Origin of the sequence: Acaryochloris marina MBIC11017 (assembly GCF_000018105.1) — a bacterium.
Classification (GTDB): Bacteria; Cyanobacteriota; Cyanobacteriia; order Thermosynechococcales; family Thermosynechococcaceae; genus Acaryochloris; species Acaryochloris marina.
In genome coordinates, this window is record NC_009925.1 from 4,474,121 (window position 1) to 4,489,801 (window position 15,681).

Annotated in this window: 16 protein-coding genes; 7 read left to right on the forward strand and 9 right to left on the reverse strand. The window is 46.5% G+C overall.

What is annotated here, in order from left to right:
• Positions 1 to 113 precede the first annotated feature (113 nt).
• Positions 114 to 803 (forward strand): hypothetical protein, encoded by a 690-nt coding sequence (locus tag AM1_RS20135; protein ID WP_012164740.1) that lies wholly within the window; start codon positions 114 to 116, stop codon positions 801 to 803.
• 398 nt (positions 804 to 1,201) lie between these two features.
• Here AM1_RS20135 and msrB read toward each other — a convergent pair whose 3' ends face one another.
• Positions 1,202 to 1,705, reverse strand: coding sequence for a peptide-methionine (R)-S-oxide reductase MsrB (gene msrB, locus AM1_RS20140; RefSeq protein WP_012164741.1), 504 nt, complete (start codon positions 1,703 to 1,705; stop codon positions 1,202 to 1,204).
• Between the two features lie 771 nt (positions 1,706 to 2,476).
• Here msrB and AM1_RS20150 point away from each other — a divergent pair.
• Positions 2,477 to 4,294 carry an ABC transporter ATP-binding protein gene (locus tag AM1_RS20150; protein ID WP_012164742.1) on the forward strand — a complete coding sequence of 606 codons (1,818 nt, stop codon included), beginning with the start codon at positions 2,477 to 2,479 and terminating at the stop codon, positions 4,292 to 4,294.
• A gap of 71 nt (positions 4,295 to 4,365) precedes the next feature.
• On the opposite strand, the gene AM1_RS20155 is transcribed toward AM1_RS20150, so the two are convergent.
• The 3 genes from AM1_RS20155 to petC all read right to left on the reverse strand — a co-directional run bounded on the left by AM1_RS20155 (position 4,366) and on the right by petC (position 7,507).
• Positions 4,366 to 5,691 carry a hypothetical protein gene (locus AM1_RS20155; protein ID WP_012164743.1) on the reverse strand — a complete coding sequence of 442 codons (1,326 nt, stop codon included), beginning with the start codon at positions 5,689 to 5,691 and terminating at the stop codon, positions 4,366 to 4,368.
• 255 nt (positions 5,692 to 5,946) lie between these two features.
• On the reverse strand, positions 5,947 to 6,894 hold the full coding sequence (petA, locus tag AM1_RS20160) for a cytochrome f (protein WP_012164744.1): 948 nt from the start codon (positions 6,892 to 6,894) through the stop codon (positions 5,947 to 5,949).
• Positions 6,895 to 6,967: 73 nt separating this feature from the next.
• Complete coding sequence (gene petC, locus AM1_RS20165) at positions 6,968 to 7,507, reverse strand: cytochrome b6-f complex iron-sulfur subunit (protein ID WP_012164745.1); 540 nt, start codon at positions 7,505 to 7,507, stop codon at positions 6,968 to 6,970.
• A gap of 309 nt (positions 7,508 to 7,816) precedes the next feature.
• On the opposite strand from petC, the gene AM1_RS20170 reads away from it, so the two are divergent.
• The gene (locus tag AM1_RS20170) at positions 7,817 to 8,134 is read left to right on the forward strand and encodes a DUF3067 family protein (protein ID WP_010475628.1); all 318 of its coding nucleotides are present in this window, start codon (positions 7,817 to 7,819) and stop codon (positions 8,132 to 8,134) included.
• Between the two features lie 6 nt (positions 8,135 to 8,140).
• On the opposite strand, the gene tatC is transcribed toward AM1_RS20170, so the two are convergent.
• A complete protein-coding gene (gene tatC, locus AM1_RS20175) occupies positions 8,141 to 8,914 on the reverse strand; it encodes a twin-arginine translocase subunit TatC (RefSeq protein WP_012164746.1) in 774 nt (257 codons plus the stop codon).
• Positions 8,915 to 9,047: 133 nt separating this feature from the next.
• On the opposite strand from tatC, the gene AM1_RS20180 reads away from it, so the two are divergent.
• Positions 9,048 to 9,458: a DoxX family protein gene (locus tag AM1_RS20180; RefSeq protein WP_012164747.1), complete on the forward strand. Its 411-nt coding sequence runs from the start codon at positions 9,048 to 9,050 to the stop codon at positions 9,456 to 9,458.
• A gap of 82 nt (positions 9,459 to 9,540) precedes the next feature.
• On the forward strand, positions 9,541 to 10,290 hold the full coding sequence (locus AM1_RS20185) for a hypothetical protein (protein WP_012164748.1): 750 nt from the start codon (positions 9,541 to 9,543) through the stop codon (positions 10,288 to 10,290).
• A 61-nt stretch (positions 10,291 to 10,351) separates the two neighbouring features.
• Here AM1_RS20185 and AM1_RS20190 read toward each other — a convergent pair whose 3' ends face one another.
• Complete coding sequence (locus AM1_RS20190) at positions 10,352 to 11,107, reverse strand: hypothetical protein (protein WP_012164749.1); 756 nt, start codon at positions 11,105 to 11,107, stop codon at positions 10,352 to 10,354.
• A gap of 55 nt (positions 11,108 to 11,162) precedes the next feature.
• Entirely contained in the window at positions 11,163 to 12,065 is a 903-nt protein-coding gene (locus AM1_RS20195) for a S1 family peptidase (protein WP_010475619.1), read from the reverse strand.
• A gap of 195 nt (positions 12,066 to 12,260) precedes the next feature.
• Here AM1_RS20195 and thyX point away from each other — a divergent pair, with 195 nt between their 5' ends.
• Together thyX and AM1_RS20205 are read left to right on the forward strand one after the other, a co-directional pair.
• Positions 12,261 to 12,983 (forward strand): FAD-dependent thymidylate synthase, encoded by a 723-nt coding sequence (thyX, locus tag AM1_RS20200; protein ID WP_012164751.1) that lies wholly within the window; start codon positions 12,261 to 12,263, stop codon positions 12,981 to 12,983.
• Between the two features lie 74 nt (positions 12,984 to 13,057).
• Complete coding sequence (locus AM1_RS20205) at positions 13,058 to 14,293, forward strand: S41 family peptidase (protein ID WP_041660978.1); 1,236 nt, start codon at positions 13,058 to 13,060, stop codon at positions 14,291 to 14,293.
• Between the two features lie 299 nt (positions 14,294 to 14,592).
• On the opposite strand, the gene AM1_RS20210 is transcribed toward AM1_RS20205, so the two are convergent.
• Both AM1_RS20210 and AM1_RS20215 read right to left on the reverse strand, forming a co-directional pair.
• Positions 14,593 to 15,324, reverse strand: coding sequence for an LrgB family protein (locus tag AM1_RS20210; RefSeq protein WP_012164753.1), 732 nt, complete (start codon positions 15,322 to 15,324; stop codon positions 14,593 to 14,595).
• The gene (locus tag AM1_RS20215; protein WP_012164754.1) at positions 15,317 to 15,679 is read right to left on the reverse strand and encodes a CidA/LrgA family protein; all 363 of its coding nucleotides are present in this window, start codon (positions 15,677 to 15,679) and stop codon (positions 15,317 to 15,319) included. The genes AM1_RS20210 and AM1_RS20215 overlap by 8 nt, the downstream gene beginning before the upstream one ends.
• Between the last annotated feature and the right edge of the window lie 2 nt (positions 15,680 to 15,681).

Here is a 15,681-nt window from a genome sequence, read left to right on the forward strand (position 1 = left end):
TCAACCATTCACTTATTTATTCACAAAGGTAGTCTTGGAATACCTAGACGCTATTCTATATAAAATTTTCAATGTTTTAATCTTGTAGCTTAGTAAATGCTCTACTACGAAAAATGCCTAATCCAAAACTGTCTTCCTTCGCAAATATTTCTCTTCTAGAAAGATTAACAAAACAAGATATATTTAAAACTTTCTTAAATTTAGCGCTTTACTTATCTTTTATTCTTCCGTTGTCAGAAAAAATCCACTTCCCAGATATCAATAGTCCTTGGAAGGATTTTACGCGTGAGATAGCTCTTATTTTTCTCTTATCAGGCTTTGGTTTTAGCTACTGGATATCCGGATTCTATATTAGATTCTGGCTCATATCTATAAGAATAGAACTAGAATTCAGAATCAAAATCATTGGATCATCACTAGGGGTACGCTCCGATCAAGATAAATCGCCAATGGCCATATATGTCAGAAATACTGACTTTTTAATGATGTCTGACATTGTCTCTTACCTTTCAAAAAATGAAAATAAATTCCTGGAAAAAATATATGAAGAAAGGCTAGAGATGAATAAAAAATATAGACTTAATAAAGAAAATACTGTTACTACCTTAACCTTGTGTTTACTTCATTGGTATTTCAAAAGTGAATTGTTTTTATTTTTTGTAAAATACACTCCTGATTTTTTGCCAGCTATTGTTCTAAGTATGCTTCTTTGGGCATCTGCTGAACCTTTTCCTGAAGGTAATAACTATTTTCATGTCCCAGGGAATCCTATACGAGATTCAAAGAGCAGAAAACAAAGTTAATTACATTATGATTTCGGTGAAATTGTATCTACTTTAAACTCTAGGACTGTTTCAAGTTCACTAGAGCTAAATCAACTACCCCGCTGCAAAAAGGCGGGGTATGGAAGATGTTTCATACCAATTTCGTGTGGAGATAGACTGTTTGACTCCAATGATTGGCATATCTTCAATGCTTTCGATGAACTATACAGGTCATTTAATTGGGTAATTGGTATCACTTCCAATCCGTAAGGTTGGACTATAATTCCTGTTCTTAGTTGCAAGCAACAGGAAATTTACCTTGCCTAGATTCAAAAGTGCTGAAAACTTGATAGTCGTACAAAGTATTTATAAGGATCGACACACGTAAGAATGGTAGCTCTAAATTTTCTCTCAGGAATTTGAAAGTATCTGAGATTTTAAGTCGATTCCCCTGGCACAAACTTTAGAGATACGCCGTTCATACAATAGCGTTTTCCAGTCGGCCTAGGCCCATCATTAAAAACATGACCTAAGTGTCCACCACAGCGACGACAGTGAACCTCAGTACGAGGCAACACCAGAACATAATCCGTTGAAGTGTCTACCGCTCCTTTGATAGGTGCATAAAAGCTGGGCCAGCCTGTCCCGCTGTCAAACTTAGTTGCAGAGGTAAACAGAGGTAAATCACACCCTGAACAACGATAAAGCCCCTCGCCATATTCCTTATCTAACAGGCTACTCCGGGGACGTTCTGTTCCTTTCTCTCGCAGAACATGGAACTGCTCAGGAGTGAGAGTTTGGCGCCACTCTTCTTCTGTTTTAGTGACTTCAAATACTTCAGCAGCCATCGCCTTGCCAGATAACCACTTGGGTAAAAAACTCGAAAACCCTGTTGTTCCCATAACTACTGTTCCTACCTTCAGTAAGGCTCTTCTTTTCATAATTCGATCTCTGAACTAATGTGTCACAGCCCGTCCTAAAACAACGACTCGACCCATTTTTCAGGATAAACGAAATCCTCCTAACACTGGTCTAGATATTTCAAGAAACGCGATACCTCAGGGGGTTGATACCACTGTCTAGACTGATTCATCCATCAAACTTGCTTTGGGCAACCTTCTACAAGCATGAGAAACGAATCGAAACTTGCTAAATCATACTCATAACGAGTATGATTTAGCAAAGGCGTTGTCATAACGACTGTGTATCACACCCAAAACATACAGATCACCTAAACGAATTATCTGCCAACACTAACCGCTGGTTTAACCTGCCTCATTATCAATAGCCATGCTACTTATTCGTTCTCACTAATTGGTCAACTGAGGAGGAGCAATGTTTACTCCCTTATTCTCGACTGCTATTTCCCTACATTTAGCTATCCCTTCGCCAACTCAGGGTCGCCCTCAAAAGTTAGGAGCTATTGAGCTCATCACGTTCGGTCTATTGCTATTTGGGATTAAAGTGACTTCTAATCACGTAGCCAATTTGTTGCTGAACCAGTTTATTAGCGGGTAGATATCCTGAAAAAGATCAAGGCCATACAGTAAGCAGACTGGTCTTAGTTGTGATATCTGTGACTTTTCGATTGGCTTGGAAACCTATCCAGAGACAACAGTAAAACATCTGTGCAGAAAATTGTATTATGATGTAGTATGCGATAGGAGCCTGCAAATAGAGAAATTTTCACAGCAGGTCAAGTTTTCCACCTCATGGCCAGCTACAAAGATATTGTCCGATACTATCGGCAATACTGGGGGATTTCTTTGCTCAGCATTGCCGCTGCCAGCCTGTTTGAAGTGATTGATCTGGTGGTTCCTTACGCCATTGGTCAAATCCTCAACGTGCTGTCCAGACAGCCTTTGGATGCCCCCCTGCAAGCCTTAATCGCTCAAATTTCAGCGATCACCCGTTTACCCATCAACCGTTCCCTATCCTTGTGGACGTTGCTCGGTATCATCTTTGTGGTGACGGTGGTGCGGGCTCCGATTCAACCCTGGATTGGTAGCTGGTTTCATTGGGCGATACCGTTAAGGGCAAAACGAGATCGCACACGACAAGTCCTCAAAAAAATCCTCACTCTGCCCTTAGATTTCTACGATGAAAACAATCCTGGGCGTATTGCAGGCCGGGTCGCTAGGGGCGTAACAAACCACACCTGGACCTATCCCGAAATTGCTGGACAGTTCATTCCCAAGCTCATGCGAGTTCTGGGTATTTTCATCATCATTGGTTTGATTGAGTGGCCCATCGCCATCATTTTTCTGATCTCATTTATCGTCATTTTCACCTTTAGCCTGTGGGACTTACGGTTACTGATCAAGCGAGAAGAAGTCCTGGATCGCTATATCGAAAATACCGAGAGTCGCACCTCAGAAATCATTACCAATATCAAAACCGTCAAAGCATTTGCTACAGAAGCTGCCGAACTAGAACGCCAGCAGCAGCGGCTTGATCGTGAAATGCAGGTGGTTCTCTTCCGCATTCACAAAGGCTATGTCAAGCTTGCCACCTGGCAACGAACCATAGTACAAGCTTGTGTGTTTGGAGTTTTGACGCTGACTCTGATTGCAACAGTCCGGGGCGATATTTCTCTGGGACACTTTGTCACCACGCTGACTATCTCCAGCATGGCCTATGCCGAAATTGAGCCCTTAAGTATGGTGGCCGAAATCTTTGCTCGTCGCTATGCCTCCATGTTGCGACTCCATGAATTTATGCAGCAATCCGATGGTGCGGATGCATCCAGTCTCAGTCAAGAGCCAGTCCACCAAAATCCCTATCGGTTCTCTGGCCATCTGGAATTGCAACAGGTCAGCTTTGGCTACGATCCAAAGCAACCCATACTACAAGATATCAATCTGACCATTAAGCCACGCCAAACCGTTGCCCTGGTTGGACGTTCAGGCTCGGGGAAATCCACCTTAGTCAAACTCCTATTTCGCTATTTCGAACCCCATGCAGGACAGATCCTCATGGATGGTCAAGATATCCGATCGCTGGATGTGAGCCGATATCGCCGCCGATTAGCCATCGTTCATCAAGATGTTGATATCTTTAACGGCACCATTCTCGAAAATCTCATCTATGGGAATCCCACCGTCAGTTTTGAGCAAGTTCAATCTGCCTGTGCCATTGCCAAGGTAGAGGAGTTTGTCCACCAGCTTCCTCAAGGCTATGCCACTGTTGTGGGAGAGCGAGGGGTTAGACTATCAGGCGGGCAACGCCAGCGCCTGGGTATTGCTCGGGCCTTGATTGTCAATCCAGATGTTCTGGTTTTTGATGAGGCAACCTCTAGCCTTGACTATGAGTCGGAACGCACGATTCAACTCGCCATGCGTTCTCTTCTCGGAACGCGAACGCTAATCATTATCGCCCACCGCCTGAGCACCGTCCGGGAGGCAGATCAAATTGTTGTTCTTGATCAAGGCCGGATTGCAGAGGTGGGAAACCATGATCAACTGCTGCACCAGGGCGGCATTTACCATCGGCTCCATACTCTGCAAGAAACAGGTGAGTTGCGGGTATAGTCCAGTCTCTGGCTCTCTTTCCCTAGCAAGGGTAAGAGAGCCAGAGACCACAGCAGGAAATTGATTAAGGGTCAGTCTCTAGAAAATTGGTAAAAACTCTGTCCCTTTGGTTGCCTACTAGAAGCCACTGTGACCTTTGAAGCATGCTCAGGTGTAAACTCAACAGCCTGGGTATCAGAATGATCTAATTTGACTACAGGTCGATCTGATGGTGGCAGAATGTGGGTTGCCTTTAACTCAGGTACATAGGTTTCATAGGGATGAAAGGGCTTCAAAATTAGAAATGAATAAAAAGTTGAAGCCCCTAATAACGTCGGCCAAAAAATCAGTTTGGGAATGATGTTGTCTTCATAGGAAATGAACTTGAACTGGCTGGAATACTTATCATGAGTAAATAAGTAGGCATCCACTGCCACCCCGAGTAAAGCCGTATACATGGCCAGATAGAAATACTCTATATAAATAATTCCAGATCCTGGAAACTCTTGCCGAATCTGAATATGGGCAATCAGCACAACGAAGAATAATGCTGAACATACCCCCAACACTCCAGAGGTATTGAAGCCAAAAATATCTGCTTGCCCTTCCCTAGCAGTGATAGTCAGCAATGTCGCAAACAATAAAATGGCTGAAATCAGCAGTGGAACTAAGTTGACAATAAAGGCCCCTAAAAATTCTCGTCTAAGCACAATATTGAAATAGAGTTCTGGTGTTTCTGGCAAGGGTTTGTCCAAGCCAAAATCCATATCATACCGGGGCGTTTTGAAGTCAAAAAATGTCTCTTCGACTTTCCAATCCCCCAGCACAATACTTTTATCAAATCCAAAGGCATCTCCAGGTTGAGTGGACGAATAAGCCTTGAGATCGGGAACCAGGACGTTACTTCGACCAAAGTCTTTACCCCAAATTCGGATCCAAACGGTTTTGTGGTCTAGCGGGTATTTTTGATAGTTAAAGCGCTGCTTTAAGGTTGATTCAAAATACCAACCAATCACCTCTTCTTGATCATTAATGTCACGTCGATAGGCTTGTTGGGGTTCTAGATTCTCACCCGAATCAACGGCTTCTGGCAATATAAACCCAACCGGCACGTCCTGGTCGGCAGGAATATCGGCAAAGACTGATTTATTATACTTCTGCCAAATATAGCCTGTGATATTTACTTCAGTAGCATTGTTGAACTTGAGAGACTGTAAAAAGACCCCTGTTGGAATCGCATCAGATTCTTTGAGGGATACCCCACGCTTTTTTAGGTGGGGAATAATCTCGCCTTCCTTTGCAAGCTGCTCTAAGTTGGGCTGATACGAATGATCAATCCGAAACCACATCAGACCAATCAGCACGATAAAGAAAATTGAGGTCCCTGAAGAAATCCACCACCAGCGTTTTGTATTCATCACTTGCAACCGTTCAAGTTCAGTAGAATCGTGCCACTAAGCGGAAGTAACAGGAATTCTACTAAAGTCGAAGGGCTTGTATTGGCCTGGTGACGTTGAACGTGGCTTCCCAGTGCATCTAAAGTGCCAGTGAGCAGCCAATCTCAAAGGCTAGGAACTATGGGCCAGGGATTCTCCTCTTTCACGCACTAAAAAAGCAGGATTTCCAATGAAAGGAAATCCTGCTGATTTCAAAGAAATGAATCGTGTGATGTGTTAGAAGTTCATTTCGGCAGCTTGGACTTTCTCGACTTGCTTCTTCTTTAGAACCAGAAGTGTTTGAGAAATCATAATGGCTGAGAAGAAGACCATCAACCACTTAATCCGAGTGCCACTCTGCAACACAATTTCGGTATCTTTTTGACCAAAACCACCCACATTGGGGTCAGAACTGAGGGGGGCACCATCAGCCACAGCCTGTCCTTCTGAGACCACAACTTCTAAACCAGCGGGAATCGACTCAGTGACGGTCTGACCATCATTAGTGGTGATGGTCACGGAATTTTCACTGACGCTGCTGACTAAACCGGCAGCAGGAGAAGTAACGGCATTGACGTTCGTCTTGTCACCTGTGGGATAAATCTGACCACGCCCACGGTTACCACCTGCATGAACAGAGTATTTGCCAAAGTGGATATTGGGATCTGTTGCTGGGTCAGGAGAAAGGACGGGGAAGATAATTTCCTGGTGGTCAGCACCCGATAGAGGGCCGACGACGATTACATTATCCGTATCAGGCTTGTACTTCTGGTAAAAGACGCCGTTAATCTCTTCCTTCATCTTTTCAGGAATCCGATCATCGGGGGCAATTTGGAAGCCATCGGGCAGCATCAGAACTGCACCAACATTTAGAGGACCTAGGTCACCGCTACCTAGGACTTGCTGGGCATCCGTGTCATAAGGAATTTTGATAACGGCCTCAAACACTGTATCGGGTAGGACGGCCTGGGGGACTTCTACTTGGGTGGGCTTAGCTGCAAGGTGGCAGTTAGCACAAACAATACGACCGTTGGCTTCTCTAGGGCTATCGTAGGCTTGTTGAGCGTAGATTGGAAAAGCCTGAGCAGCTTGGGGTAAGGAAAAGACGCTAGTGACGACAAGGAAGAGCGCAGCCAGGAGGCGAAGGCTCTTTTTCGTCAAGACGGATAAAAGGCTTTGCTTCATTAGTCTATCAATTGAAACCTGACAAGATGTGACGGGGCAGAAGGGATAAATCAGCTTAAACGTTCAAGGAAACTTAGACCCACCAGGGATCCTTATCTGTACGGAAATCAGTTTCTGTCCAGGTTGTGAACACCAGCTTGCCATCTACATCTTCTGCATGAACGAGGGCCAAAGATAATGGTGCAGGCCCTCGCACCACCTTGCCGGTTGAATCATACTGTGACCCATGACAAGGGCAAATATATTTGTTTTGGCCTGCATTCCAGGGAACAACACAACCCAAGTGAGTACAGACCGCATTTAGACCATAGTCTGCGATCTCATTGCTATCTGTGACAACAACGTAGGTTGGATCTCCTTTGAAACCTTGGGTTAAAGTGCGGTCACCCGGGCTATGTTCTGCCAAAAACTCACTGACCACAACGTCGTTACCAAGGGCGTCTTTGGCGTTCAGCCCACCCCCAGATCCTCCACTCGAAGGAGGAATAAAGTACCTGACGACAGGGTATAACCCACCTAACGCGGTGCCGGTAATTGCACCAAAGGTCAGCAAATTCATAAATTGACGCCGCCCCATATCGGGGACGTCAGAAGATCCAGAGACTTGAGCCATGATTTACGGTGATGTTACTGATGTAATGGACAGCATTAGAGCCTGACCCTATGGAATTGCTCATGCTCGGAATAGTGTATTCCTAACTCAGAATTGATCTGTGATCGATGACTGAGTTAAAGACATGTTGCAAATCACCATCAGGTGTCATAACATTTCTTGACATTATTATCACACTTGATGAGCCCGTATTTCATACGAAATGTAAATTCATTGCGGCCAATCCCAGGATCTACCTTATCTGTGAGCTTGCTTCTCCTTCCCAGGACAGGACAGAATAGAGACTTCACAGACATGGGATGAAGGCGGATGACCGGCGAAGAACTGCATCAACTCCTGATCAATAAATGGGGGCGGTCTTACGATATTCAGCTGCGCCGCACCCAAGGCAAAATCTTTGTTCAAGTCATGTGGCGCTATCTAGAACAAGCTTCATTTCCCATGTCAGAACCCGAATATTTTGAGCATTTAGGTGCGATCGCAACCTATATACGGGGGTGGGATGCGGTCCAGCAAGTCGAAGAATATATTCAAGCCACGAAACAAAGGCCCCGGTTGGGGAAAGCCGTCAGCATCCCCCTAGAACTGGGTGGGAGGACCTCTGAATGGCTGCTGGAGCAGTTCTAGTCTCGACTAGTGGCCCGTCAGTATGACTAAACCAATGCCCCCGAAATAGAGGCCCACTACAGCGCCCCCCAGCAAGCTTTGGGTCAGGGGATCCGTTGAGGGGGTCAGTACTGCACCCAGGATGGCAGCGCCCAGAATCACGTATCGCCACCCAGACAACATTTGGCGACTGGATACAATGCCCGTGAGTCCTAATAGAAGCTGGATCACGGGAATCTGGAAAGCAATCCCCGTACTGAACAACAGCAGCAAGACGAATTCAAAGTAGCGATCAATCGACCAAAGCTGCTCAACCACATCTCCACCGTATTGGATGAAGAAATTGAGGGCTGCTGGAATCAGGGCCACATAGGCAAATAAGATTCCCACAAAAAAGAGCACGGAGGAACCGAGGACAATCGGACCTAACAGCCGCCGTTCCGAACGGGTCAATCCCGGCAACACAAACTGAATAATTTGGTACAGGATAAATGGGCTGGCTACCAGAATGCCGCTATAGGCAGCGACTTTGAGGGAGACAAAGAAGTATTCTCCAGGTGCGAGCTGCAGAAATTTAACCCCTTGAGCTGGGCGCTCTAAAACTTTGACGATTAAGTTGACCTTAAAGAAGCAACCGACGATTGCGATCGCAACCGCGATCAGCGCATAAAAAATTCGAAAACGCAGTTCCTCTAAATGCTCGAACAATGACATTTCCACATCATTAAGCCCATCATCTGGCTGGATGTCGGCATCCGTTGGGGCCTTGGAGGGTGCTGTTTCTAGGTCAGAAGGAGTCACAGGCAAGCTCAAGCGATTAATTCAATCCCCATTATAGTTTTGTGAAGGGGAACGCTCCGGTTAATTCCGTAGTTGACGAATATCCAAATTTGCATAAGGTTAAAGTGAGTCACCCAGTAGTGAGAAATCAGCCATGATTGATCGGCTATTACCTCTATTCGCTAGAGGGTTTCTATCGGCAGTTTTTATCCGTTCCGGCGTTGCTCACTGCTTCAATTTTGCAGGGACTCAACAAGCAATCACTAGCAAGGGGCTTCCTGCTGGTTTAGCCCTCATCATGGCCATTGGAGCGGTCTTATTGTTGCTGGGCGGGGGGCTATCTGTCCTATTTGGCTTGAAAGCGCGTTGGGGTGCGATCGCATTGATCGTTTTTTTAGTGCCTGCGACGTTGATGTTCCATCTCAACCTGGCCGATCAAATGGAACAAATCCAGTTCTTCAAAAACATGAGTTTAATCGGTGGGCTTCTGCTCCTCGCTCAACACGGACCCGGTCGATACAGTTTTGATAATCAAGAACTGCGTCGGAGCTATGGAAAATGGTAGGTTAAACTCGTGTAGAGACTGAGCGCTTCAATTCCCTCACCGTCCCATTCCCATTTTGTAACGACTGCATTAGGTCAAATCCATGACCAAAGTTTCATCTCTCCCTCAAAACATATGGCATTGGTTTGCCGACCATGTGATTTCACCTGTGAGACACACACTCTTGTCTGACTTGGCGGCTAGCGTGTTGGTTCAACTGAAACAGTTTGTTCATCGCTGCTCTCAAGGGATTAGTCGGCAGGGACTAGGGGTTTGGGTCGTGGCCCTCACGGGTGCATTCTGCCTTATGGCTTGGAACGGGATGTTACTGATTGCTCTATCCATAGGCATCGGGACAGCACTGCTCATCCAACAACAGCTGGCAACCCCACTCTTCGCATGGTCTGCCGTTGTCAAATGGTTATCTAGCTCTCACTCCACCACTGTTATAGCTATTGCTGGTGGCCTATTGTCCTTAACTGCTAGTTATTTAACCTTGCAAATCTGGCAAGACACGAATAGCTTTGGACTCGCGTTCGCCATTCTGTTGCAGGGACTAGGTTTGTTAGGGGTTCTTGGTCTCTTTGGCTGGCAACTCCTCAAGCAAGAAAAGGGGCATCCCCCCATCAGCCAACTTGATGGTTGGATCAATCATTTGACTGCCCTCGATCCACTCAAACGACTGATTGCCGTTCGGAGAATTTGTCACTATCTTGAATCATCCCCCTTCAATGATATTCAAGCCCAAGAAATACGAGAGTATTTACAGTTGCTGCAAGAGCAAGAGCAAACCCCCTCGATCCAGAAGGCGATCTCTCAGGGGTTAGAGATAATCGATTTCTCCTTACAGTAAGTTGCCACTGCCTGCAGCCACCCTATCTTTTCTCAGGGAGTAGCTGCAATCAAAATACACGCTATTTTGTAGCTGCAGGTGGCTCAGCCGCATTAGGATCCTTACAGGCTGGATTATAGCTATAGGCTGTTTTCCAATTACTGACTGTCTTCTTATTAATCGGAATCAAGATTTTATTGCCGTTGGAAAGAGTAAGTCGAGCCCGAGTTTCTTTGAGGGGGGCCTGAGACAGAAGACTGGCAATACCCGAATCAACCACAAAGATATTGCGCGTCATATACCAAGTACCGCTGGTTGTTTTATTCCCAAAGAAACTGGTATTTGTATAGTCTTGGGAAAAAACTTTTGGCTGAGATGCCGACTGAGGCGGTAGTTCAACCAGCTGACCGCCAATTCCAAGTTCTAGTAAAGTGGGTATGATTGCCGTGGGATCCACACGCCCTTGAGCGGGGGCATGTTGAATAATCATTTCTACAAAACAGCCTTCGATTTTACTGCCCCATAGGGAGATAAATGCGCTGCGTCCTGGAGCTGGCTTACGGGAACGGCCGAAAATAGACCCGTCTAAGTCATTGCCAACAAGATGCCGATCGGCGGTTACTTTGCCTAAGGGTGTATCAACTAAACTCTCTCGGATATCGACGGTTTTCTTAAAGGGGAGTTTTTTGCCTCCCCACTGCAATCCTTGAGTCGTGGTCAAATTATCTTCATAAATGGCGTCATCTTTTCCCGCTAGAGCGACATCTGCAGTCATTGAGCCAGCAAAAGTCAAGCTAACGGCGGTAAAACCTACAAGAGCTGATTTTTTTAAAGTCATTTTGATCAATTAAGCGAGGTAGAGAGTTTTAAAAATCTATTGAATAACGGTAGACCTAGCATCGACTGCCTGCACAGACGGGAGATTGGCCAGTTCCTTTCGGACGAATCGGTTTGGGGCGTGAGGGGAGCCGTGGTGTTCCTGTCGGCGTCGTGGATGTGGGCTGGAAGCCAGGAGGTTGGACCGCAGGAGTTTGCTGTTGAGCGGTAGGCGTCGGCTTGGGAGTTGGCGGTTTAGCCGTGGGCTGGGCTTTAAAATCTAGTTTTATTCCCACTTTGGGGGCGATAGATAAGAACGTTTTGATGGGAATTCCTAGGTTCAAACCTGCTTTCACTTGCACATCACCCTGGACATCCGTTTCTGCTCGACCATGGATACCCACTAATTCACCGTTGGTATTGAGGACAGGACCTCCACTCATGCCTTTACGGGTAATGTTGGTATAAATCAGGGAATATCCGTCTTTTGCTTTGGGATTGACCCCCGATACTTTGCCATCGGTAAATTGGAAAATCCGATTTTCAATCGCTTGGCCTGGATCGGGATAGCCAGCGGTATAGACCACTGAACCAATTCCTGCTTCTTCGGACTTCGCTAGCTTGGCACTCATGTAGTTTTTATCGCTAGTAAAGGTCACCACTGCTAAATCAACACCGGGGAATTTCTTCACCGTTTGATATTTCACCGGATGTTTTTTCCCGTCTTGGGTGACAACATGATATTCAAAATCCGAATGTCTAACGACATGTTCTGCCGTTAGCACCGTATAGGTTTTATCTTTCTTGTTGATGATTACCCCAGACCCTGGATAATCACTAGCAATCAAAACAGTAAAATTCTTAGCACTTTTGCCAATTTGGCTAGATGGCAAACTCAAAGCAACCTGCGTTTGTAGACAAACAACGCTTGCTGTCAGCATTCCACCCAAAACTACCGTTGGATTATTGTTAAAGCGCATCGTTTTTGCCCACTTACCTTAGAGAAATCATACTCAAGGTCTCCAAGAACTTCAATGATGATGCCTTCCTTAAGAAAAAACTGATCAAGGAAATGTCTCAATTTTCTGGACTTAAGATGACACTGCACCAACCTCTAACCCAAAGGATTTAGCAATCCACTTTTGGGTGAGTTTACTGAAAGTAGCATCACAATTATGGACGAACGGTTTACGGTTGAGGTCATTTCCCACACCCCCAATCCCCAGCAGATTACCTATGCTGCCATGCATCAGGACTATGCTGAACAGTTGGTCGTGACGGATCGGAATCAATGGCCCGAAGAAGCGAAATGCGGAGAGTTGGTGATTAAGAATCTGCTCCAAGGCAATCGTGGACATTATGGCCCCCTGGAGCATCCTCAAATCGTGCTCAACTTTGGCTATTTCCCCCACAGCACCATGCAACAAATGCGGACCCATCGAAATGTATCTTTCGATGTGCAGTCCTTCCGATACACAGGGCAACGAATTTTAGATGTGGTAGCTGGCACCCAAGAACTAGAAGATGTTTTCTACTTGCGTCCTGTGGGCACCTACACCAATCGCCAGGGTAAAAAGTATGACTATAGTCTGGAGCAACGCCAGCAAGATGTAGACTGGTGCCGCCAGGCCTGCCAACGCTATGCCGAAAGAATTGACCAGGGATTAGCAGAAGAGCATGCTCGGGGACTTATTCCCTTTGATGTCCGCCAGCATTGGGTGATGAGCGCGAATGCTCGATCCCTGATGCATCTACTAGATATTCGCGGTAAGTACGATGTCCAGATGGAAACGCGGGTGATGACGGAGCTGATGTTTACTCAGTTTCAGCAGTGGATGCCAGAGGTGGCTGCTTGGTATGAGAAGACCCGCTGGCGCAAGGGACCTTTAGCCCCCTAATGATCGTCAACTGGATCTTGTTGCATGGTCCCATGTACAACGGTGCTATTGATTCCCCCAGTGAAAGGTCCTCCATGTCTAAGGTTCATGTGCAAGTGTTGCGGATGGTGGGAGTTGCGATCGCAACTCCAATCCTGACCTTATCCACCGCCGAAGCCAAGCTAGAAAACAGTCACAAGGCGCTGGTTGATCAAGCCTGGCAAATCGTTCAGGAAGAATATGTCGACCGCACCTTCAATCAGCAGGATTGGCAAGAAGTCCGCCAAGACTATTTAAGTCGTTCCTATACCTCCAAGCAGGACGCCTACGTCGCTGTCAGCAAAATGGTCAGGAAGCTGCAAGATCCTTACACCCGCTTTCTCACCCCCGATGGCATCAAGGATCTCGTCGATAATGTGTCAGGTGGATTTATTGGTGTGGGTGTCACCGTCTCCCTTGATCCCTTAACCCGAGAGTGGCAGGTGATCGAAACTGTAGCGGACTCTCCTGCTGATGCGGCTGGCATTCAACCTCAAGATATTGTCGTCAGCATCAACGGCACCCCGACCTCAGAGATTAACCCCCGTCAGGCCAGCGAATATATCATTGGTGCCGTGGGGAGTAAGGTCACCGTCCAGATTCGCCGAGGCAAAGAATTTTCCCGCTATAAGCTGGTGCGGGAGAAGATTGATGTCAATCCCTTGGTCTATGAAGTGCAGGAAACGTCGAAAGGGAAAGTCGGCTATATTCGGATGCCGGTTTTCACCACCAAATCGGCAAAAGCGATGAAAACAGCCCTGACGGATTTAGAGAAGCAACAGGTCAAAGGGTATGTCCTTGATCTACGCCAAAACCCTGGCGGCGTCTTTGATGCCAGTATTGACATTGCCCGCATGTGGATGGGAAAAGACCGCTTAATTTCTAGTGTGGATGAAAAAGGTAAAAAACAAGACTTTTTTGCCTATGGCCCCGTCTTGACCAACAAACCCCTGGTGATTTTGATCGATGAAAAATCCGCCAGCGCCAGTGAAGTGTTAGCTGCTGCGCTCCAAGATCACAAACGGGCTCAGCTCGTCGGCACCCCTACGTTTGGTAAAGGGGTGGTTCAAGTCCTCAAAAGTCTTGAAGATGGCTCTGGATTGGTGGTCACCGTCGCGAAGTACTATACGCCCAAGGGTAAGAATATTAACCAGATTGGTATCAAGCCTAATATTTTTGTCAAAAGTGAGGAAGGCAAACCTTTTAAGCCGCAACCTGGCCAGGTTTTACCACCGGAATCCGATCCTCAATATACTCGGGGGCTCAAGGTCCTAACGAAAAAGTTGAAATAGCTATAAAAAAAGCTAGCGATTTGCTAGCTTCTACAGAATCAGTCACGTTGTATCTCATTTCGAGGAAGCCAAACTGCGCGTTCCCAGTTGTGCAGCAGGTAAATGTAACATTCCTCACATTTTCTATCGTAATGTAACAACAAACACAAAAGTTGATACATAAACCTTTACGTTCTGAGGGTGATACCTCATAAATTTTGTTTATGAGTAATATTGATAATTGCCGAAAACAATCGCTTCAAGGTGAAGTTAGCGTCACATCTAGGGGATGATCAAAGATAAACTCACCCGACACCCGTTTAAGCGTCCAGATTTAACATTCGTAACAGCCAGGGTAACAGAGCAGCAGAGACAAAGGCTGATAAAGCCATCCCTAGCCCTGAAAAGGCTCCCATTTCCCCACTCACCTGAAAGGCCCGTGCCGTGCCGATGCCATGGGATGTAATCCCCATAGCAATTCCTCGGACGCTATCGTCTCGGATGCCCAGCCAACGGAAGATAGGGGTCCCCAAGGTAGCGCCAATAATGCCCGTCATCACTACTAAAACCGCCGTTAAGGAGGGGAGGCCACCGATTTTCTCAGTAATCCCCATGGCTACAGGTGCCGTAACGGATTTGGGCGCTAGGGACAGGAGGGTTTGGGGCGTTGCACCTAGGAGTGCAGCAGTTGCGATCGCACTCAGCGCTGCGGCACTGATGCCTACCATTAAGGCCAAGGTAACCGGTAGCCATAGTCGTCGTAATTTAGCCAATTGCTTATAGAGAGGAATGGCCAGGGAGACCGTCGCTGGTCCCAGCAAAAAGTGCACAAATTGCGCCCCTTCAAAATAAGTGAAGTATGACGTCTTAGTGAGGGATAACAACCCAATTAGCAACGCCACTGCAATAGCCACCGGGTTCAACAGCGGATGCCCTTTCCCCCATCGGTATATTCTATAGGCCATTTGATAAGCCGCTAGGGTAATGCTCAAGCCCAACAAAGGTGAAGCAGCTAAGTACACCCAGATTTCTGTCAAGTTTGATTTAGGCATCGGAGCGTCTCCTCAGGGTCAATACCTTACTCGCCACCTGCATGGTCCAGGCCGACACCATTAACGTCACCACCGTACTCACCAATAAGGCCACCAGAATCGCCCATCCTTCACTGCGAATTCGCTGAAAGTGAACCATCACCCCCACCCCAGCGGGCACAAACAGTAATGATAAATGGCTCAATAACGTTGTGGCCGCCTTCTCCACATCTTCCGGGATTTTGCCCAGCATCATCAGCGTCAGCAATAGTAAGAACATGCCTACGACCGGCCCTGGCGTTGGTAAATTCAGCAGCAGCACCAATACTTCTCCTAATAGCTCATAGAGAAGCAGCACCAGAAAACCCGTAATCATAA